We start from the raw sequence: 23,354 nt of genomic DNA, 5'->3' as shown, positions 1-23,354 counted from the left end.
TATGGATTTAGAGTTAAGCACGTATGAGTGGATATTATTTGCTGTTGTAATGATAGCTTGGTATATACATGATAAATATGTTCAAAGAGATCATCAGTTATTGGTAAACTATCCAATTATCGGAAGACTTAGATATGTATTAGAAGAAGCAAGAGAACCTTTTAGACAATATTTTGGAGATGAAAAGTTTTATGAATCAAAAGATAAATTAGATTGGGTTTATAAAGCTGCAAATGATGTTCCAAATTATGCTTCTTTTTCTCCTTCGCAACCTCTACCAAAGCCAAAATTTATGATTCGTCATGCAAATATAGTATTAAATGATGATGAAGTTGATCAAGATTTTGAAGTTACATTTGGTGCAAATAGAAAAAAACCTTATACTGCAAAATCAATAATCGCAAGATCAGCTATGAGTGATGGTTCAATTTCTCCTGAAGGAACAAGAGCCTTTGTTCGAGGAGCTTTTATGGGAGGTTTTCCTATAAATTCAGGTGAGGGTGGAGTTACATCAAACTTCTTTATTACTCATCAAAAATATAATCCTGAATATATGAAAATAGTTCATGGAAGTACTTTTGCTAAAAAAGCAAAAGATATAGTAGACTTTTTCTTTAATGGTGCAATGGCTGCAGATGTATATAGAAATCTTGTTTTTGGAAAAGACAAAGAAGCAGAGACTTATGTATTTGATTTAAAATCGCAATTATTTCACAGAATAAATTGGGATGCTCCTTTAGAGAAATTTCCAAAAGAAGTGCCTGAAGATATGGCTGATATCATTTTACAATTAAGTTCAGGGCTTTATGGTGCAAGAGATAAGCAAGGTAATTTTGACCCAGATAGATATCAAAAAACAATGCGTTTTTGTAAAATGACTGAGATTAAAATAGCTCAAGGTGCAAAACAAACTGGTGGAAAATTAGCAGCTCATAAAGTAACACCTGCAATTGCATATTATAGAAATGTAGAAGCATATAAAGATGTATTTTCACCAAATAGATTTCCTTATGCAAATACTATTGAAGAATTATTTGATTTTATTGGTACTTTACAAGAGTTATCAGATAAACCAGTAGGTATAAAAATAGTAATTTCAGATGTTGAAAATATTGAACCATATGCAGCTGAGATTAAAAGAAGAATTGATATAGCAGATAGCAGATATCCTGATTTTATTTCACTTGATGGAGGATCTGGAGGAAGTGCCACTGCTCCTATTGAAATGATGGAAAGAGTTGGGTTAAATATTAGAGATTCAATTTATTTAGCTGATAGTGTTTTAAAAGAATATGGTATAAGAGAAAAAGTTAAAATAATTGCCAGTGGAAAAGTTTTAACGCCTGATGATATTATTATAAATATGGCAATTGGTGCAGATTTTATCCAAATAGCTCGTGGATTTATGATGAGTGCTGGTTGTATACGTGCACGATATTGTTCTGGTACAACAGGGCATGTTTGTCCAGTTGGATTAGCAACACAAGATAAAAGTAAAAGAAAAAAATATTTTGTATATAAACAAGCTAAAAAAGTACGAAATTATCATAATAATTTATTAAAAAGTGTTAAGGGAATGCTTGCAATTATGGGATTAAAAAATATTAATCAATTAAATAAACATAGAATTTTATTCTTAGATAAAGATTCAAGAGTTCATGATAATATTGATAAAGTATTTGCAAGAAGATTAGATATCGGAAAAGATTTGGAGGATGAGTACCATGAACTTAGATAAGGTAATATCAGGTTTTTTTATTATATTAGCAATGACTATAAATTTTGGTTTCTTTTATGGAGATATGCATTCATTAGAAGCACATAGTAAATATGAACTTTTTGCTGCAATTGTTATTAATATTATTGCAACAACATTAAAACTTGGTGATAAAACACAAATGGGTTCTGTTTTACTTGCAACTTCACTAGTTGCAGATATACAGTTAATTGTTGCAGCTATTATTTGGACAGTTGCAGCTTATGTATATGTTGTAGATGCTGAAATAATTGGTATTATTGTTTCTTTATCAGGTGGTGCTTTATTAGCAAACATTGTATCTGTATCTTTATATGTTGGAGATACACTTAAATCAAAACGATAAATTAGGTAAGAATTTGAAAAGCAGTTCTTTATTTATAATATTACAAAGAATGCGTACGCCATTTCTTGTAATTATTATAACTTACACTATTTCAATTGTTGGACTAATATTAATAGAAGGTATTGATAAGAATGGTAATCCTCATCAGATGGGAATTTTTGATGCTTTTTATTTTGTATCTTATATGGCTACAACTATTGGTTTTGGTGAAGCGCCATATGAGTTTACTTATTCTCAAAGAATTTGGGTTACTTTTTCTATTTATTTGACTGTTCTTGGATGGTTTTATGGAATAGGTTCTTTAGTTTCACTGCTTCAAGACAAACTTTTTTTACAAGAACTTGAACGTGCAAAGTTTGGAAGACAAGTAAAAAACTTAAAAGACAAGTTTATTATTATTCTAGGATACAATCAAATCACAAGTGAAATTATTAAAAAAACACTTGAAAATGGTGTTAGAACTGTTGTTATAGAAAAAGATAGGAATAAAATTAATCACTTGATTTTAGAAAGTTTTACTCCCACTGTTCCTGTTTTATACTCTGAAAATTATAATCTTGACGCATTAGAATTTGCGGGAATTAAAAAGTATAATTGTAAGGCAATTGTTTCTTTATTTGAAGATGATGCTTTAAATTTAAAAATTGCATTAACATCAAAACTTCTTAATAAACACGTAAGAATTGCAGCGAAATCAACAACGATTAATCACACTGAAAATTTAAAAGATTTAGATGTAGAGATTATCGCAAATCCTTTTTCAATTATTTCTTCTGAAGTAAATATGGCTTTAAGTGCACCAAATTTATTTAAACTAGAAAAGTGGCTATATAAAATTGATAATTTGAGTGCAAATCTTCCAACTTTTCCACAAGGAAAATATATTATTTGTGGATATGGAAGAATGGGTAGAAAAATATATCGAAAATTAAAAGCAAATAATATTGAAGCAGAATTAGTTGAAATTAATAAAAATGATATAAATAATTACTCACAAGAAGAAATGTCTCATATAACTTTTGGAAATGCAGATGATAAACAAATGCTTTCAGACGTTGGAATATTAGATGCTGTTGCAATTATTGCTGCTACAAATGACGATACAACAAATCTTTCAGTTTTAGCAACTGCAAAAAAACTAAATCCTAATATTATGACAATTGTTAGAGAAAATGAAATGGAAGATTACTCTATTTTTGAAAGTGCAAATATAAATCATATTTTCATGCCTTCAAAAATATTAATCAATAAAACTGCGAATGCATTAATTAACCCCTTAGCCGATAAGTTTTTACGTATGATTATCAAAAAAGATGAAGATTGGGCGGCTAAAGTAGTTAGAAAACTAGTTGAAGATATTAATGATGATCCTTTAGTAATGGAAGTATATATTAATTCAAAATATACACCAGAATTAACTAAACATTTAGAAAATAAAAATACCTTATCTTTGGATATCTTAGCTACTTCTTTACATAATAAAGAACAGAGAAATAATGTGGTACCATTACTTTTACAAAGAGAAGAAGAAATACTTCTTCTACCTATTTTTGAACATAATTTAAAAATAGGGGATAAAATTTTATTAGCATGTGATGAACATGCAAAAAGCGATATAGAATATATTTGTCAAAATGCAAATGAGTTTCATTATGCATTAACAGGTGAAGAAAAACGAACATTTTTTAAAGGAAAAAACAAATGAAAATATTAACAGGACCATGTGTTTTAGAAGATAGAGATACAGTAATGAGAATTGCTGAAAAATTAATACCACTAAGTGAAAACAAAAGAGTAGAGTTTTATTTTAAAGCCTCTTTTGATAAAGCAAATAGAACAAGCCTAGACTCATATAGAGGTCCAGGATTAGAAAAAGGTTTAAAACTTTTTGAAGAAATAAAAAAACAATTTGGATACAAACTTGTAACTGATATTCATGAATCATATCAAGCTAAACCTGCTGGTGAAGTATTAGATATTTTACAAATACCAGCATTTCTATGTAGACAAACTGATTTATTAGTTGAAGCTGCAAAAACAAACTGTACAGTAAATATCAAAAAAGGTCAGTTCTTAGCAGCAGGAAGTATGAAGCATCCAGTTGAGAAAATACTAAAGACTAGAGGTATAGATGAAGTTAATTATGAAACTTCTGATAAAAATGGTGTTTGGCTTTGTGAAAGAGGAAATGTATTTGGATATGGAGCATTAGTAGTTGATATGAAAAATCTTATTGCTATGAGAGAATATGCACCAGTTATTTTTGATGCAACTCACGCAGCGCAAGTTCCAAGTACTGGAGGAACAACTGGAGGTAATTCAGCTGTTGTTCCTTCTTTAGCAAAAGCAGCAGCAGCTGTTGGTGTTGATGGTTTCTTCTTCGAAACTCACACAGATCCTAGTGTTGCACTAAGTGATGGACCAAATATGGTTCAAGTAGATGAATTATACAAAGTAATTGATGATTTATTTGCTATTCAAGATGTATTAAACTACAAATAACATACAAACAATATAGAAGGACTTACAGTCCTTTTATAAACTACAAAAAAACTCTTTTCTTTAAACTAATCAAAATTTAGATATAATCGCAAAATATAAAATAAATATAATTGAGTAATTTTATAAAATTACTAATTTTTTTGGAGAAATAAATGAATATTATTGAAGGTAATTTAAGATTAACTGGTAATGAAAAAATAGCAGTAATTAATGGTAGATTTAATCACATTATAACTGATAGATTAGTTGAAGGTGCAGAAGATGCATTTAAAAGACATGGTGGAAATGAAGATAATTTAGATTTAATTTTAGTACCAGGTGCATTTGAAATTCCTTTTGCTTTAGAAAAAGCATTAGCAAGTGGTAAATATGATGCTGTTTGTTGTGTTGGTGCGGTAATTAGAGGAGCAACTCCTCATTTTGATTACATTTCAGCAGAAGCTACAAAAGGTATTGCAACAGCAGCTATGAACCATGGTTTACCAGTATCAAATGGAGTTTTAACTACAGATACAATTGAGCAAGCAATCGAAAGAGCTGGATCAAAAGTTGGTAACAAAGGTGCAGAAGCTATGATTACAATTATTGAAATGTTAGATTTATATAAAGCGATGGATAAATAAATTGGCAACAAGAACACAAGCAAGAGAATCTGTAATTGGTCTTTTATACGCTTATGATTTAGGTAATGAAGGTATTGTAAAATATGTTGATGATATTTTAGAAGACAAAAAGATTAGAAACAAGCAAAAAGAGTTTGCTTTAAATCTTTTTAATGGAGTTGTTGAAAACTTAAGCAAAATCGATGAGGAAATAATTTCTCATTTAAATCAAGGAACTTTAGCTGATATTGGTTCAGTTGAAAAATCGATTTTAAGACTTGCAGTTTATGAAATTCAATTTGCTGAACTTGAAAAAGCAATTATTATCAACGAAGCAATTGAATTATCTAAAAAACTTGCAAGTGATGGAGCTCCAAAGTTTATGAATGGACTTTTAGATAAAGTTTCTAAGGCATAAAGATGAGTAAAGCTATAAAACTTTGTGTATCTTTAGATTTGCCAAGTGCAAAAGAAAATCTAGCATTAGTAGAACAAATCAAAGATTTTGATGTTTGGCTAAAAGTTGGATTTAGATCTTACATTAGAGATGGGAAAAAGTTTTTAGAAGATATAAAAGCTATAAATCCTAGTTTTAAAATATTTTTAGATTTAAAACTTTATGATATTCCAAATACAATGGCAGATGCAGCAGAAGAAATTGCTAATTTTGGTTTAGTTGATATGTGTAATGTTCATGCAAGCGCTGGTAAACGTGCTATGAGTGAAGTTATGAATAGAATCAAAGATATTCCAAATAAACCTTTAGTAATAGCTGTAACTGCTCTTACGTCTTTTGATAATGATGAGTTTAAAGCTATTTATAATGAAGATATCAATACTAAAGCTACAAAGCTTGCAGTTGATACTTATGAGTCTGGAGTTGATGGAGTAGTTTGTTCTGCTTTTGAAAGCTTAGATATTAAAAACAATACTTCAAATGAATTTATTACATTATGTCCTGGTATTAGACCTTTTGGTGAAGATTCAGGGGATCAAAAAAGGGTAGCTGATATTTCTTTCTCAAAAGAAAACTTAGTAGATTTTATAGTTGTAGGACGTCCTATTTATAAAGCAGATAATCCTAAAGCTGTAGTAGAAAAAATACTAGCTAATATATAAAAAATACAGAAACTAAGCTTTTATAGTTTGGTTTCTTCCTTTTTCTTTTGCTTTATAGAGTAAACAATCTGCTCGATTTATAAAGCTATCTATAGATTCATCTTTTATATATTCAGTGCATCCAATACTAATAGTCAAAGAAGAATTTATACCTTTAATTTTTAAATTTAAAATTTCTTTTCTTATTCTCTCTGCTAATAAATATGCAGAATCAACATCTGTATTATAAAGTAAAATTAAAAATTCTTCTCCTCCATATCTTGAAACTAAATCTGATTCTCTTGTATTTTTAGCAAGAATTTTAGAAATCTCTTGTATTACTAAATCTCCTGCTTGGTGTCCATATGTATCATTTACTTTTTTAAAGAAGTCAATATCTAGTAATAGTAATGACATTTTTAAATTATATCTATTTGCAATCTCTAGTTGTTTTATTGTTTCTCGCATCATTGCACGTCTGTTTAAAAGAGAAGTTAAAAAATCTTTATTTGCTATTATTTTAATTTTTTTTATTAATAAAACCTGATGCATTAATATATAAACAATAATTAAACTAAATAGTAAAAGTATAACAATAGGTAAAATATTTAATAAAATAGTGAGGATTTTGTTTTTTTTATTTTCAATATAAACTAGTTTTAATTTGTTATCAAATAAATCAAGTGAAAATGTAATATGTTTTTTATCTAAATATTCATCTAATTTAAATACTTGATTAGATGAAATTATTAAATCATCTTCATTTGTTAAATATATTTTTCCTGGAAGTTTAATATTATTAATCATTTTATTTAAAGTTTTTAGTGCTATATCAATTGATAGGATACCTCTAAATTCTGAATCAAAAAATATTGGCAAAGATAAAGTAGTCATATAACCTTTTCCCGCACCATCATCGTAGATTTTTGTAAGTATTAATTCTCCACTAGGGTTATTAGAAGGAATAGCTTCTGTCCAAAACTCTTTTGTATATAGATATTTTAGAAACTTTTTATCCCATACTTCATTTGTTGGTGCTATATAGATAAATTCTTTTTTAGATGAGTAATAAACCCATTGTATGTCATGTTCAGAATTTAGAATAGTTTTAAACAAAGGATTAAGATATAAAATAGAATTTATTTCTTGTATTGTATCAATATCAATATTTGCTAAAGAGCCTACACCATTGAGTGTTGATTTTATATCATTAACATTACATAATATGTTATAAATATCTTTTTTTTCTTTATTTTTTATTTTTCCAAAAGCAGGGTGTACTAAATTATCAATATTTAAATTACCAAGTAGACTATTTTTTAATGATAAAATAAAAGCTTTATTAATTAAGAAGTATTCATTAATGTATTTTGATTGTGTTTGAATTTTATTTAAAGTATTTATTTTAAGTTGATTTTCTTCTTTTTCATAAATAAATGATAGTCCTATAAAAAAGATTATTAATAAAAAAATAAAGATGTTGTAAAGTTTAAATACTTTTTTCATAAGTTTACCTTTAACTTAATATATTATACTACTTTTTTTATTTAATAATAGAGTTTATTATTGCTTTTTATTTATTTATATTAAAAGAAATATTTTAAGTATGTTTTAAGTGATATATGATTATAATTCCCATCCAAATTTCGTGATAAACGAGACTTGTGAAACAACGGACAGTTGGGTGAGTGGCTGAAACCACATCCCTGCTAAGGATGCATACTGGCAACGGTATCGAGGGTTCAAATCCCTCACTGTCCGCCACTTTAACCAGGGTCTATAGCTCAGCTGGTTAGAGCACTCGGCTCATAACCGAGTGGTCGAAGGTTCGAGTCCTTCTAGACCCACCATTGTATAATGTATGCGGGAATAGCTCAGTTGGCTAGAGCCTCTGCCTTCCAAGCAGATTGTCGCGAGTTCGAGTCTCGTTTCCCGCTCCATTATCTAAATAGAAGTAGTAATACTATTTAGGTTCATTTTTATTACTATTAGTGTGCGGGAATAGCTCAGTTGGCTAGAGCCTCTGCCTTCCAAGCAGATTGTCGCGAGTTCGAGTCTCGTTTCCCGCTCCACTTAAATATTTTGTTAACGCGGAATAGAGCAGCACGGTAGCTCGTCGGGCTCATAACCCGAAGGTCACTGGTTCAAATCCAGTTTCCGCAACCAATTTTATTAGCCAATGTCAAGGTAGCTCAGCTGGCTAGAGCGCTGGTCTCATAAGCCGGAGGTCGAGAGTTCAAGTCTCTCTCTTGACACCATTAAAAAGAATACAATCGGTATTGCTTTTTAGAAATATTTTATTGTTGCTGGTGTAGCTCAGCTTGGCTAGAGCAGCTGATTTGTAATCAGCAGGTCGGGGGTTCAAGTCCCTTCACCAGCTCCATTAAATTTTGTTGTGAATGCACAAAATCTTTATTCTTGGGGTATCGCCAAGTGGTAAGGCAACGGCTTTTGGTGCCGTCATTCGAAGGTTCGAATCCTTCTACCCCATCCACTTTTTAAACTTTAAGCAAGAAGTTTTTTAATGATGATATAATTCCTAATAAATACTTTAAGTATTTCAAACCGCGGAATAGAGCAGCACGGTAGCTCGTCGGGCTCATAACCCGAAGGTCACTGGTTCAAATCCAGTTTCCGTAACCAATTTAAGCTTTTAGCTATTTGAACTTTTTTAGTTCTTTTAGCTAGAAGCTTTTTTTTTAGCTACAATTTATTATTGTGCCAGTGTGATGGAATGGTAGACTTGAGAGATTCAAAATCTTTTGCCCTAGGGCGTACCGGTTCGAGCCCGGTCACTGGTACCATTTGTACTTTTATAATATTCCTTATCAATCAAAATTTAACTTTTTTAATAATACTAAATACTCATTTATAAAATTTTTATTCTTTTTAGCTATAATTATTAGTAATATCATTTGGTATTACTAATAATTATATGTAATATTAAGGATACTCATATGGAAATAGATTTTATAATTGCTTTGGCTTTTATTCTTTTTTGGGCTTCAGTTGTTCACGGAAGTATTGGTTTTGGCTTTGGAATGATATCAACTGCTTTAGTTGCATTATTTACAGATATTCAAACTACAATACTTTTTATGTTAATACCTACTATGCTTGCAAATATAATGAGTATTTTAAGTGAAGGAAATTTTCTTGAAGCTTTAAAAAAGTTTTGGGTAATTATTCTTTTAATGATAATAGGAAGTACTTTAGGAACTATTCTTTTAGTTTATGTAAATTCCGAATATTTTAAACTGCTTTTAGCTTTTATTATTTTACTTTATCTTTTACAATCTTTGATAAAAATCAATGCTTCATTTGTTACTACTCATCCAAAATCATCTACTTACGGTTTAGGTATATTTGGAGGAATAATCTCAGGCCTTACAAATGTAGTAGCACCCTTGATGATTATGTATACTCTAGAGCTGAAGTATAGTAAAAAAGACACTATACAGTTATCAAATTTGTGTTTTTTATTTACAAAAATTGGACAAATATCAGTATTTGTATATTTTGGGACATTTACTGGTGAAGCTTTTAGTATTTCTATGATGACTTTAGTTGTAGTATTCTTTGGAATGTATCTTGGATCAAAAGTTAAAAGATTTATTGATGCAAAGTTTTATGTAAAGATTTTAAAAGTAGTACTATTTTTTACTGCTTTAACATTGATTATTCAAACTCTAAATTCTTAAAAGGTTAAGTATGGATTCAAATTTATTAAAAGTATTTTTAGCAGTTGTAGATACAAAAAGTATTTCATTAGGTGCGAAGCAATTAAATTTTACACAATCAAACGTAACATTAAGGATTAAGCAACTTGAAAAAAGTTTAGGTTATGAACTTTTTCATAGAACAAATCGTGGTGTAGTTCTAACATTAGAAGGAGAAAAACTTTTCCCCTTTGCAGTTGATATTGTAAAAAAAGTTGAAGAAGCTAGATTAAAAATGCAAAATATCAACTATCAAGAACGTTTAAAAATTGGTTCAACTCAATCAAATGCAAGTATTAGATTAACAAAATTTATAGAAAAAATAAACAATGATTTTGAAAATATGAAGCTAGAGTTTAAAGTAGATAGCAGTACTAATCTTATTGATGAATTACTTGATTATAAGCTTGATATTGCTTTTGTTAATGGAAACCCAAATCATAAAGATATTGAGGTTTTAAATATATTTAAAGAAGATTTTGTTTTGGTTCAGTCAAAAGATAAGGTTCCTGAAAAAACTATATTAGCGTATAAAAATGGATATTTGAATCGTATTTTTTTAGAACAATATTTAAGCAAAGAAGAAAAACGAATCTATAAAAGAATAAATTTGGAAAATTATGAATTGATTCTAGCTTGTGTAAATGCAGGTTATGGTGTAGCTTTATTTGCAAGAGAAATTGTTGAAAAATATGGATATTTAGATAAATTAAAAATTACAGAAATGGATTTTGATTTAGATACATATTTAATTTGTAGAAAAGATTATTCACCAATGATTGAAAATTATCTAAAAGATTTAAAATTAATTTAATAAATATAATATACTTAGACTAAACAAATGACTATTTATAGTATAATTGCCAATACGGTTTATAAATAAGGGACTTAAATGAGTGGAAGTTTTGAAGATATAGTTATTCTTATTGCAGAAAGTGATGAAGATGATAGGAAGAAGTTATTTAATATTTTATCAAAATATTTTAATGTAATACTTGAAGCAAATGATGGAAAAGAGGCTTATGAATTATATAAAAAGAATAAAATTGATATTATTATTTCAAGTGATGAGTTACCTGCTATAAGTGGTGTAGACTTATTAAAATTGATTAGACTTTCAGATACAAATATTGGCTTTATTATAACAAGTAAAGAAGTTGAAGCCTCAGTACTTTTAGAATTAATAGATTTAAATGTTAATGCATTTTTATCTAAACCTATAAGTCAAGGAAAATTGCTTGAAAAAATTGATTTATTATCAGAAAGAATTTTATTAAAGAAAAAATTACTTATAAAAGATAATGAAGTAGAAAACTATATTTCAGCTGTTGATAAAGTAGCATTAATTTATAAAATGAAAGCTAATGGGGCAATTACTTATATGAATGAAAGTATGCTACTAATGTCTGGATATGGAAAAGATGAGATAAGAAATTTAAATTTTAAAGATATTATACATCCTGAAATACCATCAAAGTATATTAAAGAAACTTGGGATTACTTAAAAGATGGAAAACTCTGGAAAGGTAATACTAAGTTTTTATCAAAAAATAAAGAAGTATTTTATTTAAATAATTCTATTTTTAAAATTGAAGATAATAATAATGAAGAATTTATAACGATATCTTTTCTAACTACTAAAGAAAATTTAGAAAAAAGAGATTTTCAGAAAAAAGTAATTTTGAATATTAAAGAAGCTAATAAAAAAGAACAATTATTACATAAAGATATATCAAAACTAAAAGAAGAATTATTGAATTCAAAAAGAATCATAAATAACTTCAATCAAGTTACAGTTGATGAACTAAATACAAAGATTCTTAGACAAGATAATCAATTAAGAAAATATGAAAAAGACATTGCTACTTTTGATGAGAAATATTCAACTATGTTGATGAATAAAAAAAGTGAAATAGAAATGCATGTTAATGCACTTCAATTACATAAAGTTAAAATAGATAAGCAAGTAGAAGATATTATTACTCTTACTAAAGAAGTTGACACCTCTCATGAAAAAATAAAATCTTTAATAAAAGATCTTGAAATTAAAAATAAAAAGATTATTGACTTGATGTTTATTATTGATGAAAATAATATTAAATAAATGAGTTTAAAAAATACTATAAAGAAGTATGAAACTAATTCTTCTTTTTTACTAATAATTGGTTTAATATCAGCACTGTTTTTTTCTGCTACATTTTTAATAAATAGAGCTATATCTCTTGATGGTGGGCATTGGTATTTTTCCGCATCACTTAGATTTTTATATACTCTTGCTTTTCTTTGCATTGGACTTATTTTTTTTAAAGGAATTTCATATTTTAAATTAGTATTGAAAGAGTACTATGAAAACTTTAGGTTTTGGAGTATTGCTGGAACTATTGGATTTGGGTTCTTTTATGCACTTATTTGTTTTGTGGCTGATTTTTCTCCTGGTTGGGTAGTTGCTACAACATGGCAAATGACAATACTTGCTTCCTTATTTGTATTATCTTTTTTTGGTCAAAAGCTATCAAAAAAGATTTGGTTTTTTACTGTTATTATTTTTTTAGGAATTACTCTTGTAAATATTAGTCATTTTGATTTTGATAATTTAGATGCATTATTTTTAGGCTTTTTCCCTGTCTTAGTTGCAGCTTTTTGCTATCCTATTGGAAATCAACTTGTATGGGAAGAGAAGAAAAAAAGAAAAGAAAAATTAATTGATAATACTATAATAAATAATGCTTTTGTAAAAGTATTTCTTTTAACACTTGGAAGTTTTCCTCTTTGGATTGTTTTATACTTTTTTACAGATGCAAGTGTTCCTTCAAGCGGGCAATTAATTAGTGTTGCTTTTATTGCAATACTTTCAGGGGTAATTGCTACATCATTATTTTTATATGCAAGGTCTCATGCTAATACACCCTCAAAACTTGTTGCTGTTGATGCTTCACAATCAGGTGAAGTGTTTTTTGCATTAGCTGGAGAAATGATTTTTTTAAATGCAGTTTTTCCAAATGAAATTGGAGTACTAGGAATTATAATTACAGTATTAGGATTAATAGCACTTACCAAATTTAAGTAAGAGATTAATCTTAATATTTATTATTTACTTTTTTTATACTTATAGTAAGGAGTAATAATATTATGGAAATTAGAATTCTTTTCAAAGTCTTCTTTTTCCGAAAGCTTTAAATATATTTTTTCTATATTATTCATTTTTTCTTCATCCATTTCTTCTTCGAGTTTAGCATATTTCTCTATTAGTTTATCAAAAACATAATGATAGTGAAAAGCAAGTGTTCCTTTATCATTTAATAGTTTTTTAATAGTTATCCATCTATCGTAAATGATACTCCAAGCTTTTTTTTGTTCTGTTGTTTGACACTGTTTATTTATAATCTCTTTCCACTTAAATAAAGAAAAATAAGCTTGATGACTAACCCAAAGTTCTCGTACCCACCAGTCTTGATATTTAGGCCATGTTGAAAATTTCTTTTTTTCGAAGTTTTCAATTTTTCCTTCTTTTAGTAGTTCTTGATTATGTAGATTTTTATCATGAATACTTTGACTAATATTATCTCTTAAAATTTTAAAATGTAAAATTACAATAGGAATTAGATAATCAAGAGTTGCTATTTGTTTAATATCTTCTTCTTTATTTTTTTCTAATTGTGAATTAAATTCAACTCTAATAGTGTCTAGAAGTTTTGATAATTCATTTAGTTCAGGAAGAGTTAGATGTGCAGATTTAACTGCTATTTCAAAAAGATCCTCATCATCAAGTTCAATTTCTTGAGGTAATTCTCCTAAAATTCTAATTGCTGCAAGTTTTATATCACTAGAATGTTCTTTATTAGCTTTTATTCTTGAGTCTTGAGTATCGAAGTATCTTTTTCTTTTTGATGCAATTCTTAAACGATACTCTTCATTTAATTTTTCCCCATCTTCACCTAAAAGACGTTTTAATATTTTATTATATTTGTTTAATTGATTTGTAGCAACTTCAAGTGTATTTTCTGTTGATGCAAGAATTAATGATGAAAGTTTACCTTCTCCACTGTAATGTCTTTGTAGTTGCAAATTTTGTAAATCAATTTGTTTTTGTGTTTGATTAATTAGTTCTTCTATTGCAATTATACTTTCCATATCTAATCCTTGTTTAGATATGATAGTATAAATTAGTTTATTATTTGATTTCTACCCTGTTCTTTTGCAAGATATAATTTTTTGTCTACACTTTTCATAATAGAATCTATATTATCCTTTGTACTAGGAATTAAAGAAACAATACCTATGGAAATAGTCATATAATTAGAAATATCACTATTTTTATTCGCTATTTCTAACTTTTTAAGTTTTTCTTGTAGTTTATTTGAAAGTTTAATTGCGGATTCATCTTTACTATCTGTAATAATTATTGCAAACTCTTCACCACCAATTCTAAACGCAAAATCTCCGAATCTTTTACATATTTCATTTAAGCATTTACCAATAGAAATTAAAGCTGCATCTCCACTTTGATGTCCGTAGGTGTCATTTAATTGTTTAAAGTAATCTATATCAATTGATACAATACTAAATAATGACTTTGCTCTTGTTGCTCTTTTTAATTCATAAGAAAAAACATTTTCAAAATGTCTACGATTATATACTTTTGTTAATTGATCAGTAATAGCTAATTCTTCTAGTTTCTTATTGGCTCTTTTTAGTTCTTTTTCTGCTTTGATTCTTGCATTTGATTCTCTCATTAGCAAAATAGCTCTAGATGATAAACCTTCATACATAGTTAAGATTGTTTCAATTAATACTTTGTTTGTACCATCCATTTCTTCTTGAGAAATCACTTTTGCTTCTTCTAAGGTATATCCTTTTTTTAAAGCATAAATTATTAAGCATAAACCTTTATCTTCTTCAATTATATGAAAGGTAATCCAACGTATTAAAAATGTAATTATTGCTTCAACCGTAATATATAAAGGTTTATTTTTATGCTCTTCTTGAATTTTATAAACTTCTGGTAGAAATGATTCATGAGTTTGTTTATGTTTATGTATTAAAGTCTCATCTTTTATATGTAATGCCCAAAACTTTTGTTCTGATTCAAAATGATAATTTGAATACTCTGTGAGTTTTTTTAAAATATTTGTAATATCATTTTCTTCTGGATGAGTTAAAGTTGTTGCTAATATATTTAAAAGTTTAACGATTTGCTTGTGCTCTGAATCAATTCTTTTAATTCCCAGTTCAAAATTTTTATTCCAAGGGAATACTTCAAATAAGTGAAGATTTTTATTTTCATTCATGTATAAATTAACCTTTAAAATTTGCGTAATATACATAGATAAGAATTACAAACAACTTAAATTCATTTTTTCATCAACTTCTTACAAACTCCTATAAATAGGCATCTTTATAGATAAAATATCTTATTTTATTAATTATAATAAATGATTTTTTATTATAATTAAAAAGATTAAGATGACTAGAAGATTATTTTTATTTACTTATTATTAATAGTATAAAAAGATAATATATGTATTTATTATTTTTTTACTGATTATATTACATATTACTTGTGTGGAAAGTATTAATAGCTAATTGAAAGAATACTAAAATTAAAGCTGTATAAATAAATAATATTAGAAAAAAATTATACTTAAAGTATTTAGCTGGTTATTTATTATGATTTATTGACTTTTCTAAAATCTCAAAAAATTATATTTTAGAAAAAATTATCTTAAAATATTTTTTAATAAAAATAAAAAATAAAACTTGTAATTATTATTAAAAGTGTAAAGAAATGTATATAATGCTTCTTATAAAGTTATATATACTATAATAGTAAAATTATTGATATTTATAAGGTCTTGTTGATGTTTAAAATCTTTCTATTAACTTTTATAATATTTTTTGCAAATTTATTTGCTACAAATAAAACTGATATACTGACTCAAGAAGAATACTCATATTTAAAAGAAAAAAAGCAAATTAAAATGTGTGTTTTACCCAATTGGCTTCCTTTTGAACAAATTGATAAAAACGGAAATCACAAAGGTATTGCAAAAGATATTATAGATTTAATCTCAAAGCAAATCAATACGCCAATTATATTGATTCATACAAAGCAATGGACACAATCTTTAGAAAATATAAAAAATAGAAAATGTGACATCCTTCCTGTTGCGATGAATACAAAAAGTCGTAGAAATAGCATGAACTTTACAAATGCATATACTAGTGAACCTTTTGTTATTGCTACTAAATTAGATCAACTTTTTATAAAAGATAGTAAAGCTATAGGAAATAGAAAAATTGGAATTGTAAAAGGTTATGCTTTTATTGAAGTATTAAAAAACAACAATCCAAAAGTTCAGATAGTTGAAGTACAAAATGCAGAAGAAGGTTTACAAAAAGTAAGAAAGGGAGAACTTTTTGGCTATATAGATATTATGGCAGCTATTGGCTATAACATGCAAAAGCATAGAATCGTTGATTTAAAGATTGCAGGGAAATTAGAATTTAATATAGATTTAAGTATTGCTTCGAGAAATGATGAACCTTTATTAAACACCATTATGCAAAAATCATTAAATCAAATTTCGGAAGAACAGTTAAATACTATTGTAAATAGATGGATTGAAATAAAAGTTGATCAAGGTATTGATTTTGCAAGAATTGCATATGCTCTTGCTTTTTTTATCATTGTTTTTATACTTATTCTTTATAAAAATCGATCAATACAAATTATGAATAGAAAACTTATTCAAGCTAATAAAGACGTAATTAATCAGCAAGAAATGGTAAATAAATATGTTTTAATATTAACTACAGATCTAAATGGAATTATTACACATGCAAATGAAGCTTATTGTAAAACATTGGGTTTTAGTGAAAGTGAATTAATAGGTAAAACACATTCAATAATGAAACATTCTAGTACTACTAGTGAATATATTGCAAAAATGTGGGAAGTACTTAATAATGACTTTATGTGGAAGGGGCGGATTACTAATTTTTCTAAAGACAAGAAAATAAAACATTTTAATGTTTATATCGAATCATTATTTTTTAATGGTAAAAAAATAGGATATCGTTCTATTTCAGAAGATATAACTGCAAAATACTTATCCGAAGAATTAAATAAATATCAAAAAGGTTTATTATCTTTATTTGATAAAGGAGATGTTGTTCTTTTTAAATGGAAGAATAATAAAAATAAAGATGTTGAATATGCATCTGAAAGTATTTATAAATTAACAGGATATAAGAATAGTGAATTTACATCAGGAGAAGTAGATTTTACATCTTTAGTAAATAAAAAATATCTTGAAGAAATTAGAAATAAGTCTCAAGAAGCTTTAAGCAATAAATCAAAATATTTTAAACGTGAGCCTTATGTAATTAAAACTAAAGATGAAAGAGAAAAATGGATTTTGGAAAATGTAGTAACATTGAATAATTCAGAAGGTGAAATAACAGAGTTTATAGCTTATTTAACTGATATAACAGAACACGTAATTCAGCAAAGAATGATGTTCCAACAATCAAGAACCGCTGCAGTGGGAGAGATGATTGGAAATATTGCTCATCAATGGAGACAGCCTTTATCTGTGATTTCAACTGCATCAACAGGATTAAAACTTTCATTAGAGTTTGATGAAGAAATTAATAAAGAACAAATGAAAGAAACTCTTAGTAAAATTAATCATCATACTCAACATCTATCAAAAACAATTGATGACTTTAGAGGTTTTTTTAAGGATGACGTATCCTCTTCTAAGAATACAAATTTAAAAGATACTCTAAAAAAAGTTAGAGAGCTTAGTATTGATAGTTTTAATAGTAATTTTATTCAATATGAAGAGAAATGTGAAGATATATATTTTGATTATAATGAAAATATTTTAATTCAAGCCTTACTTAATATTTATAATAATGCAAAAGATGCATTCTCAACAGTTCAACATGAAAAATATTTTTACGTTTCAATAAAAAAGGAAGAAAAAGCTATTATTCTTAAATTTAGAGATAATGCTGGTGGAATAAAAGATAATGCAATAGAACATATCTTCGACCCATATTTTACTACAAAACATGAATCTATTGGAACAGGTATTGGTTTATATATGACTAATCAAATTATTACAAAACAAATACATGGTTTTATTTCTGTTAAAAATGTAGATACTTCATATAATAATGAAACAAATAAAGGTGCACAGTTTACTATAAAAATTCCTATAGTTTAATATTTTCGTGATATAATTTTTTATGAAAAAAGACACAAAACATCTAAGAGCTGATATTGTAAATAAATCTCTTAACTATATTTATAAGTATATTGATACAAATATTACTTTGGATGAACTAGCAAAATTAAATAGTGTAAGTAAGTACCATTTTTTGAGAATTTTCAAAGAAGAAGTAGGGGAGAATTTATTTGAAAGAATTACCTCTATAAGATTACAAAAAGCTGCAAATTTACTTATTACAAATACTTACTCAACAATTAGTGAAATAAGTCAATTATGCGGTTACTCTTCTCATACATCTTTTATAAAAGCCTTTAAAAAAAGATTTGAATACACACCTTCAAAATGGAGACAAGGTGCTTATAAAAACTTTTCACATGATTCATTAAATTTAGAAGAAGATTTTTATTTAAATTTTAAAAATATTGATGTAAAAATCAAAGTAGTTCCTTCAAAAACTTGTGCATATTTAAGACTTAAAGGATATGATTTAGAAGGCTTATCAAAAACATGGGAAAGATTACTTGCCTTTGCATATGAGAAAAATATACTTAACAATACTCAAATAGGTCTTTATCATGATAATCCTGTTATTACAGATTATAAAGATTGTAATTATGTAGCAGCAATTGAAGTAGATGATGATTTTGAAGCAACAAATTCAATTAGTAAGTTAGAGGTTATTGAGTCTTTATATGCGATATTCTCTTATGAAGGTGTATACGGTGATGTTGCTAAACTTATGACTTATATATATCATTATTGGATGCCCCAAAGTGGTTATGAAGCTAAAACACTTCCTTCTTATGCAATATATTATCAAAATCATTATTTAGAAGATAATGATACTTTTAAGTTAGATTTTTACGTACCTATTAAAGTAGTGTAATAATTTGATATAATTAGACAAATTTTAATAAGGTATTATATGAGCGATAGATTACACGAAATAATTTCCCAAATAGGTGTTATTCACAAAGAATTAATAAATAATAAAAAAATAGATGATGCAAATGAAGTATTTGAATATATAGAAGATTTAGACTCAGATGTGAAAGAGCATTATTTAAACTTACTATTACAATACTACTTTCAACAAAATGATTTAAAAAATTTAAAAGAGTTATTATTAGTTGGTGCAAAATTTGATATGAGATTTGAAGATGTTAAACATGCTTTTTTAAATATAAAGCAAAGTGGTGAGAATGTAATTGAATTTATGGAAGAATCAATTGTATTTTTAAAAGATAATGATCTAGAAGAAAATTTAAATGAAATGTATTTATACTATACAAATAATGAAGCTTTACAAGTTAATTTAGAACAAGCCTTAGAATTAATCAAAAGAAATAGATATGTTTGTGCGAATTGTTATAAAAATGATGATAAAGCCTATTGTAAACTTTTTTTAAATGAAAACTTATTAGAGAGTTTAAAACGAGATTTACCATATCTTTTAAGTTAATATATGCCTCCTTTAGAGTTAGTAGTACCTGAAAGTTTTTTATTTATACCAGCTAATTTATCATATATTTCTTTTTGTTTTTTTATTAGTTTTTTAATTTATAGATTATCAAGAAGTTTTATTGTTTTTTTTATTGCATTATTAGGATTTTTAAGTTTGATGTATTCAGATTTGATATTTAAACATGTGATTAAAAACTATTATGAAATAGTGCAGAAAAATAGGACAATTTATTCATATCCTATAAAAAATGATGAAGGGAAAATCGATAGCTTATCAACTGTAAGAGTTTATAACTATCCTTTATATAAATCAACACTAAGTCAAACTGAAAAAGATAATATTGTAAGACTACATGAATCTTATATAAATAAATTTATTGATATTACAACTGTAAGATACAGATTTAATAAATATATTTATAATGAGAAAAGAGTGTTTTTAAATGTTTATAAATATGATAATTCTTTTTTAGAAGATGAAAAGCAAAAAGCTAGATATACAATTACGAAAGTAAAAAAAGAAAGCTATTTTAAAAAGCTTTATGAAGAGTTTGAATATAGATTCATAGACACTAATTCTAATTTGATAATAGGTACAGCATATAGTATAAAGTTTTTAAACAGTACTAATAAGTTAAGAAATAGGTTTTTATATTGGAGTAAAGAAAAAGAAGAAGAGTTTAATATAAACAGTATTCAAAACTTTGATACTGTTTATAAGAAGCTATTTATTGATTAGCTTCTTTAAAGAAGAAATGGGTTTAAAATATATTTCCCATTTCATCATTTAAATAACCATCGATTTTTTTACTAAAATCATCAAAAGATTTATTTCCTTGCTTATTAAAAATTACAATTTCTTCACCAAAATCATCTTGAATAAAATGCTCTTGCTTTAAAATATTTTTATAAAGTTCTTGTAAATCATCATCACTTTCTTGCTTGTTAAATAAAAACCAATTTGCAGTGCTGTCTTCAATTCTAATTAATCCATAAGTTTTATTTTCATCAATATAATCTTGTATTGTTCCATTTTCAAATGATGCACCTACAACTAAATCATTTTCATTTAAAATCATTTCCATTTATTACCCTTGTTTTACATTTGTTAAAGCTTTTTATTAAAGCGCATTATAATAAAAGCTTGGTTACTTCTTGATTAGGTCTTTATTAAGGATTCGATACAATCACAAGAAATAATCACTAAGGCTAACATCATTAAAAAATTTAGAAAAGTTCATATTGAAATTACAAATATATGTAACTTAAAATGTACCTTTTGTCCTCCAAAAATTCTTCCAAATGGAATAATGTCACTTGAGAAATTTGATGATATTAATAAGCAATTAAAACCTTATACAAAAGAGTTAGCTTATCATATGGTTGGTGACCCATTAGTTCTATCAAATCTAAATGAATACTTAGATATTAGTTTAAAAAATGATTTAAAAGTAAATATAACTACAACTGCTAATAAAATAAGCCCTAAAGATTACGATGCTTTAATGAATAAAACAATTAAACAAATAAACTTTTCAATAAATTCATACAATGCAAACTCTCATAAGAAATCACTTGATGAGTATTTAAATCCTATTTTAGATTTTGTAAAATATGCACAAGGAAAACAACATGAATATTTTATAAATTTTAGAATCTGGAATTTAGATGAATCAAAAAGTGCAAAAGAGTTTAATACTCAAGTTTTTAAAAGAGTGAACGAATGTTTTAATACAAATATTGATATAGAGGATGTATATAAACAAAGACCTAAAAATATTAGAATTGCAAAGAAAGTTTTTTTTAATTTTGATGAATATTTTAACTGGCCTAGCTTAGAAAATGATTTTGTTTCAGACAAAGGTTTTTGTTATGGTTTAGATTCTCATTTTGGTATTTTAACATCAGGAGATGTAGTTCCATGTTGTTTAGATCAAAACGCATGTATTAATCTTGGAAATACAAATGATACACAATTAAAAGATATCTTAAGTTCATCTAGAGTTAAAAATATTCAAAATGGTTTTAAAAAAGGTGAAGTAGTAGAAGAACTTTGTCAAAAATGTGAATATAGAACTAGATTTGATAAAAATGAAAAGGAAATAGTTTGAGTGAAGTAGATATTTTTTCAAGAAGCGTAAAAGACTTCTTAACATCAGAAATGTTAAAAATCGCATTAATACCATTGATTGTAACAATGATATTTTTATATATATTATTTTTTACAGCTGCAGATTTTGGAATAAGTGCTTTACAAGAAATTGCACAAGCCTCACAAAATGGTGAAGAAATAGTAGTTGATGAAAGCGCACCTTTTTATTTTGTTTGGGCTACTTATGTAATAATATTTTTATTTAAGTACTCATTTACTTCATATATAGCAGGATTTTTACTATACACAGTTGGAACAATTGTCGTTTTAAATATATCTGTGATTTTAACTATTATTGTAATAGGATTTTTAACACCAATTATTTTAAAGAAAGTACATAAAAAGCATTATTCTCATCTAAGCTTACATGGCTTTGGAACACTTCTTTCTCCTTTGTGGGTATTATTTAAAAGTTTATTAATGATGATGTTATTATTTATATTGTTTATTCCTTTATATTTTGTACCCTTGATTAATATAATTGCTTTTTCTTTACCTTTGTATTACTTTTTCCATAAGCTATTAAATTATGATGTATCATCTACAATATTAAGCCAAGAAGAGTTTAAAGTTATATATAAAAAAGAAGCAAATACAGTAAGACTTAGAACACTACTATTGTATTTTGTATCAATGATTCCATTTATTACACTTTTTACTGCTGTTTTTTATATTATTTATTTAGGTAATGGTTATTTTGTTAAGCTTGAAGAAATGTATAAGTTAGATATTCCAGATTCAAAGATAGATGAGAAAGAAGAAAAAGAAAAAATAGCTCTTATTCCCTAGTTAATCTATATCCTGTTCCTTGAATATTTTTTAATGATTTAAGGGGCAGTTTTTTTCTAAAGTTTTTAATAAATAATCTCATTGCATTTGCTGTCATGACTGAATCTTCATCCCAAATAAGATTTTCCATTTCTTCATAAGTAATTATTCTATTCTTTGTAATAAGCTGTTTTAAAAATAAACTCTCTTTTTTAGTTAAGTTAAATTCTTCTTCATTATTTGTAACAACAGATTTACTAAAATCGAATATCCATTTTTCATTTAAACTATATATTTTACTTTCATCATAGCTTTTAATGAATGCTTCTAATGCAGTCATTAATTTATCATGAGTTATAGGTTTTATTATATATTTAATTAAGTGTAACTCAGTAGCTTGTAACATATAATCTAAATCAGTATGAGCTGAGGTAATAATTATTCTAGTTTTAGAGTCAGATTCTCTAATTTTTCTAATTAAATCAAGACCATTTTCTCCGTTCATTTGAATATCTGTAATAATTAAATCAGGTTTATTCTGAACATATTTTATATATGCATCACTTGCATTTTTTGCAGTATAAGATTCTTTGAAATAATGCTCTAATATTTCATTGATATTTTCTCTAATACCTTTCTCATCTTCAACATATAATACTCTAAAAGCATTTAGTTTATTAATCAATATTTCTTGCATATATTAAAAA

General features: G+C 26.4%; 22 protein-coding genes and 10 tRNA genes. 27 read left to right on the top strand and 5 right to left on the bottom strand.

The features are described from left to right. Window position 1 precedes the first annotated feature (1 nt). From LPB137_RS10150 to pyrF, 7 genes are all read left to right on the top strand, one after another. Window positions 2–1,738 carry an FMN-binding glutamate synthase family protein gene (locus LPB137_RS10150; RefSeq protein WP_076087653.1) on the top strand — a complete coding sequence of 579 codons (1,737 nt, stop codon included), beginning with the start codon at window positions 2–4 and terminating at the stop codon, window positions 1,736–1,738. Then, window positions 1,725–2,102, top strand: a complete 378-nt coding sequence (locus tag LPB137_RS10145; RefSeq protein WP_076087651.1) for a DUF6394 family protein — start codon at window positions 1,725–1,727, stop codon at window positions 2,100–2,102. Before LPB137_RS10150 ends, LPB137_RS10145 begins: the two co-directional genes overlap by 14 nt. Window positions 2,103–2,115: 13 nt before the next feature. Continuing rightward, window positions 2,116–3,807 (top strand): potassium channel family protein, encoded by a 1,692-nt coding sequence (locus LPB137_RS10140; RefSeq protein ID WP_076087649.1) that lies wholly within the window; start codon window positions 2,116–2,118, stop codon window positions 3,805–3,807. Beyond that, window positions 3,804–4,604 carry a 3-deoxy-8-phosphooctulonate synthase gene (gene kdsA / locus LPB137_RS10135; RefSeq protein ID WP_076087647.1) on the top strand — a complete coding sequence of 267 codons (801 nt, stop codon included), beginning with the start codon at window positions 3,804–3,806 and terminating at the stop codon, window positions 4,602–4,604. Before LPB137_RS10140 ends, kdsA begins: the two co-directional genes overlap by 4 nt. 152 nt (window positions 4,605–4,756) lie before the next feature. Then, window positions 4,757–5,227: a 6,7-dimethyl-8-ribityllumazine synthase gene (gene ribH / locus LPB137_RS10130; protein WP_076087645.1), complete on the top strand. Its 471-nt coding sequence runs from the start codon at window positions 4,757–4,759 to the stop codon at window positions 5,225–5,227. Between the two features lies 1 nt (window position 5,228). Continuing rightward, entirely contained in the window at window positions 5,229–5,624 is a 396-nt protein-coding gene (gene nusB / locus LPB137_RS10125) for a transcription antitermination factor NusB (RefSeq protein WP_076087643.1), read from the top strand. A gap of 2 nt (window positions 5,625–5,626) precedes the next feature. Further along, window positions 5,627–6,325, top strand: a complete 699-nt coding sequence (gene pyrF / locus LPB137_RS10120; protein WP_076087641.1) for an orotidine-5'-phosphate decarboxylase — start codon at window positions 5,627–5,629, stop codon at window positions 6,323–6,325. Between the two features lie 12 nt (window positions 6,326–6,337). Here pyrF and LPB137_RS10115 read toward each other — a convergent pair whose 3' ends face one another. After that, window positions 6,338–7,810, bottom strand: coding sequence for a sensor domain-containing diguanylate cyclase (locus tag LPB137_RS10115; RefSeq protein ID WP_076087639.1), 1,473 nt, complete (start codon window positions 7,808–7,810; stop codon window positions 6,338–6,340). Window positions 7,811–7,978: 168 nt separating this feature from the next. Here LPB137_RS10115 and LPB137_RS10110 point away from each other — a divergent pair. From LPB137_RS10110 to LPB137_RS10045, 14 genes are all read left to right on the top strand, one after another. Then, a tRNA-Ser gene (locus tag LPB137_RS10110) sits at window positions 7,979–8,068 on the top strand. Window positions 8,069–8,077: 9 nt separating this feature from the next. Further along, window positions 8,078–8,154: transfer RNA gene (locus LPB137_RS10105), tRNA-Ile, on the top strand. Window positions 8,155–8,167: 13 nt separating this feature from the next. Beyond that, window positions 8,168–8,244: transfer RNA gene (locus LPB137_RS10100), tRNA-Gly, on the top strand. A gap of 55 nt (window positions 8,245–8,299) precedes the next feature. Continuing rightward, window positions 8,300–8,376: transfer RNA gene (locus LPB137_RS10095), tRNA-Gly, on the top strand. Between the two features lie 17 nt (window positions 8,377–8,393). Beyond that, a tRNA-Met gene (locus tag LPB137_RS10090) sits at window positions 8,394–8,470 on the top strand. Window positions 8,471–8,485: 15 nt separating this feature from the next. Then, a tRNA-Met gene (locus LPB137_RS10085) sits at window positions 8,486–8,562 on the top strand. Window positions 8,563–8,609: 47 nt separating this feature from the next. After that, window positions 8,610–8,687 (top strand) — tRNA-Thr (locus tag LPB137_RS10080). A gap of 36 nt (window positions 8,688–8,723) precedes the next feature. Further along, window positions 8,724–8,798, top strand: a tRNA-Gln gene (locus LPB137_RS10075). A gap of 72 nt (window positions 8,799–8,870) precedes the next feature. Then, a tRNA-Met gene (locus LPB137_RS10070) sits at window positions 8,871–8,947 on the top strand. Between the two features lie 77 nt (window positions 8,948–9,024). Continuing rightward, window positions 9,025–9,108, top strand: a tRNA-Leu gene (locus tag LPB137_RS10065). 153 nt (window positions 9,109–9,261) lie between these two features. Continuing rightward, window positions 9,262–10,005 carry a sulfite exporter TauE/SafE family protein gene (locus LPB137_RS10060; RefSeq protein WP_076087637.1) on the top strand — a complete coding sequence of 248 codons (744 nt, stop codon included), beginning with the start codon at window positions 9,262–9,264 and terminating at the stop codon, window positions 10,003–10,005. Between the two features lie 10 nt (window positions 10,006–10,015). Continuing rightward, the gene (locus LPB137_RS10055; protein ID WP_076087635.1) at window positions 10,016–10,837 is read left to right on the top strand and encodes a LysR family transcriptional regulator; all 822 of its coding nucleotides are present in this window, start codon (window positions 10,016–10,018) and stop codon (window positions 10,835–10,837) included. A gap of 78 nt (window positions 10,838–10,915) precedes the next feature. Further along, complete coding sequence (locus LPB137_RS10050; protein WP_076087633.1) at window positions 10,916–12,127, top strand: response regulator; 1,212 nt, start codon at window positions 10,916–10,918, stop codon at window positions 12,125–12,127. Then, entirely contained in the window at window positions 12,128–13,090 is a 963-nt protein-coding gene (locus LPB137_RS10045) for a multidrug resistance efflux transporter family protein (RefSeq protein ID WP_076087631.1), read from the top strand. A 20-nt stretch (window positions 13,091–13,110) separates the two neighbouring features. Here the strand turns inward: LPB137_RS10045 and LPB137_RS10040 are convergent, their stop codons facing one another. Then, window positions 13,111–14,154: a hypothetical protein gene (locus LPB137_RS10040; RefSeq protein ID WP_076087629.1), complete on the bottom strand. Its 1,044-nt coding sequence runs from the start codon at window positions 14,152–14,154 to the stop codon at window positions 13,111–13,113. Window positions 14,155–14,186: 32 nt separating this feature from the next. Then, a complete protein-coding gene (locus LPB137_RS10035; RefSeq protein WP_076087627.1) occupies window positions 14,187–15,311 on the bottom strand; it encodes a GGDEF domain-containing protein in 1,125 nt (374 codons plus the stop codon). Between the two features lie 570 nt (window positions 15,312–15,881). On the opposite strand from LPB137_RS10035, the gene LPB137_RS10030 reads away from it, so the two are divergent. The 4 genes from LPB137_RS10030 (at window position 15,882) to LPB137_RS10015 (ending at window position 20,466) form a co-directional block, all read left to right on the top strand. Then, entirely contained in the window at window positions 15,882–18,257 is a 2,376-nt protein-coding gene (locus LPB137_RS10030; protein WP_076087625.1) for a PAS domain S-box protein, read from the top strand. Between the two features lie 22 nt (window positions 18,258–18,279). Next, window positions 18,280–19,149 carry an AraC family transcriptional regulator gene (locus tag LPB137_RS10025; RefSeq protein WP_076087623.1) on the top strand — a complete coding sequence of 290 codons (870 nt, stop codon included), beginning with the start codon at window positions 18,280–18,282 and terminating at the stop codon, window positions 19,147–19,149. 39 nt (window positions 19,150–19,188) lie between these two features. Continuing rightward, window positions 19,189–19,725: a hypothetical protein gene (locus LPB137_RS10020; protein ID WP_076087621.1), complete on the top strand. Its 537-nt coding sequence runs from the start codon at window positions 19,189–19,191 to the stop codon at window positions 19,723–19,725. A 159-nt stretch (window positions 19,726–19,884) separates the two neighbouring features. Next, a complete protein-coding gene (locus tag LPB137_RS10015) occupies window positions 19,885–20,466 on the top strand; it encodes a hypothetical protein (RefSeq protein ID WP_156981739.1) in 582 nt (193 codons plus the stop codon). Between the two features lie 22 nt (window positions 20,467–20,488). On the opposite strand, the gene LPB137_RS10010 is transcribed toward LPB137_RS10015, so the two are convergent. After that, window positions 20,489–20,812, bottom strand: coding sequence for a hypothetical protein (locus tag LPB137_RS10010; RefSeq protein WP_076087617.1), 324 nt, complete (start codon window positions 20,810–20,812; stop codon window positions 20,489–20,491). A gap of 84 nt (window positions 20,813–20,896) precedes the next feature. Here LPB137_RS10010 and LPB137_RS10005 point away from each other — a divergent pair, with 84 nt between their 5' ends. After that, window positions 20,897–21,838, top strand: a complete 942-nt coding sequence (locus LPB137_RS10005; RefSeq protein ID WP_337251435.1) for a radical SAM/SPASM domain-containing protein — start codon at window positions 20,897–20,899, stop codon at window positions 21,836–21,838. Next, window positions 21,835–22,668: an EI24 domain-containing protein gene (locus LPB137_RS10000; RefSeq protein WP_076087613.1), complete on the top strand. Its 834-nt coding sequence runs from the start codon at window positions 21,835–21,837 to the stop codon at window positions 22,666–22,668. Before LPB137_RS10005 ends, LPB137_RS10000 begins: the two co-directional genes overlap by 4 nt. Here the strand turns inward: LPB137_RS10000 and LPB137_RS09995 are convergent. After that, the gene (locus LPB137_RS09995) at window positions 22,658–23,344 is read right to left on the bottom strand and encodes a response regulator transcription factor (RefSeq protein WP_076087611.1); all 687 of its coding nucleotides are present in this window, start codon (window positions 23,342–23,344) and stop codon (window positions 22,658–22,660) included. The two genes, LPB137_RS10000 and LPB137_RS09995, sit on opposite strands and share 11 nt — an antisense overlap. Between the last annotated feature and the right edge of the window lie 10 nt (window positions 23,345–23,354).

Origin of the sequence: Poseidonibacter parvus (assembly GCF_001956695.1) — a bacterium.
GTDB classification, from domain to species: domain Bacteria; phylum Campylobacterota; class Campylobacteria; order Campylobacterales; family Arcobacteraceae; genus Poseidonibacter; species Poseidonibacter parvus.
Note: the sequence above shows the minus strand (reverse complement) of the source record. Positions and strands in the feature narration are given on the sequence as shown.

Bases quoted from the DNA above. Each gene is read 5' to 3' on its own strand.
- LPB137_RS10150 (WP_076087653.1), top strand. From the start codon at position 2: ATGGATTTAGAGTTAAGCACGTATGAGTGGATATTATTTGCTGTTGTA.
- LPB137_RS10145 (WP_076087651.1), top strand. From the start codon at position 1,725: ATGAACTTAGATAAGGTAATATCAGGTTTTTTTATTATATTAGCAATG.
- kdsA (WP_076087647.1), top strand. From the start codon at position 3,804: ATGAAAATATTAACAGGACCATGTGTTTTAGAAGATAGAGATACAGTA.
- ribH (WP_076087645.1), top strand. From the start codon at position 4,757: ATGAATATTATTGAAGGTAATTTAAGATTAACTGGTAATGAAAAAATA.
- pyrF (WP_076087641.1), top strand. From the start codon at position 5,627: ATGAGTAAAGCTATAAAACTTTGTGTATCTTTAGATTTGCCAAGTGCA.
- LPB137_RS10115 (WP_076087639.1), bottom strand. From the start codon at position 7,810: ATGAAAAAAGTATTTAAACTTTACAACATCTTTATTTTTTTATTAATA.
- LPB137_RS10060 (WP_076087637.1), top strand. From the start codon at position 9,262: ATGGAAATAGATTTTATAATTGCTTTGGCTTTTATTCTTTTTTGGGCT.
- LPB137_RS10055 (WP_076087635.1), top strand. From the start codon at position 10,016: ATGGATTCAAATTTATTAAAAGTATTTTTAGCAGTTGTAGATACAAAA.
- LPB137_RS10050 (WP_076087633.1), top strand. From the start codon at position 10,916: ATGAGTGGAAGTTTTGAAGATATAGTTATTCTTATTGCAGAAAGTGAT.
- LPB137_RS10045 (WP_076087631.1), top strand. From the start codon at position 12,128: ATGAGTTTAAAAAATACTATAAAGAAGTATGAAACTAATTCTTCTTTT.
- LPB137_RS10040 (WP_076087629.1), bottom strand. From the start codon at position 14,154: ATGGAAAGTATAATTGCAATAGAAGAACTAATTAATCAAACACAAAAA.
- LPB137_RS10035 (WP_076087627.1), bottom strand. From the start codon at position 15,311: ATGAATGAAAATAAAAATCTTCACTTATTTGAAGTATTCCCTTGGAAT.
- LPB137_RS10030 (WP_076087625.1), top strand. From the start codon at position 15,882: ATGTTTAAAATCTTTCTATTAACTTTTATAATATTTTTTGCAAATTTA.
- LPB137_RS10025 (WP_076087623.1), top strand. From the start codon at position 18,280: ATGAAAAAAGACACAAAACATCTAAGAGCTGATATTGTAAATAAATCT.
- LPB137_RS10020 (WP_076087621.1), top strand. From the start codon at position 19,189: ATGAGCGATAGATTACACGAAATAATTTCCCAAATAGGTGTTATTCAC.
- LPB137_RS10015 (WP_156981739.1), top strand. From the start codon at position 19,885: ATGTATTCAGATTTGATATTTAAACATGTGATTAAAAACTATTATGAA.
- LPB137_RS10010 (WP_076087617.1), bottom strand. From the start codon at position 20,812: ATGGAAATGATTTTAAATGAAAATGATTTAGTTGTAGGTGCATCATTT.
- LPB137_RS09995 (WP_076087611.1), bottom strand. From the start codon at position 23,344: ATGCAAGAAATATTGATTAATAAACTAAATGCTTTTAGAGTATTATAT.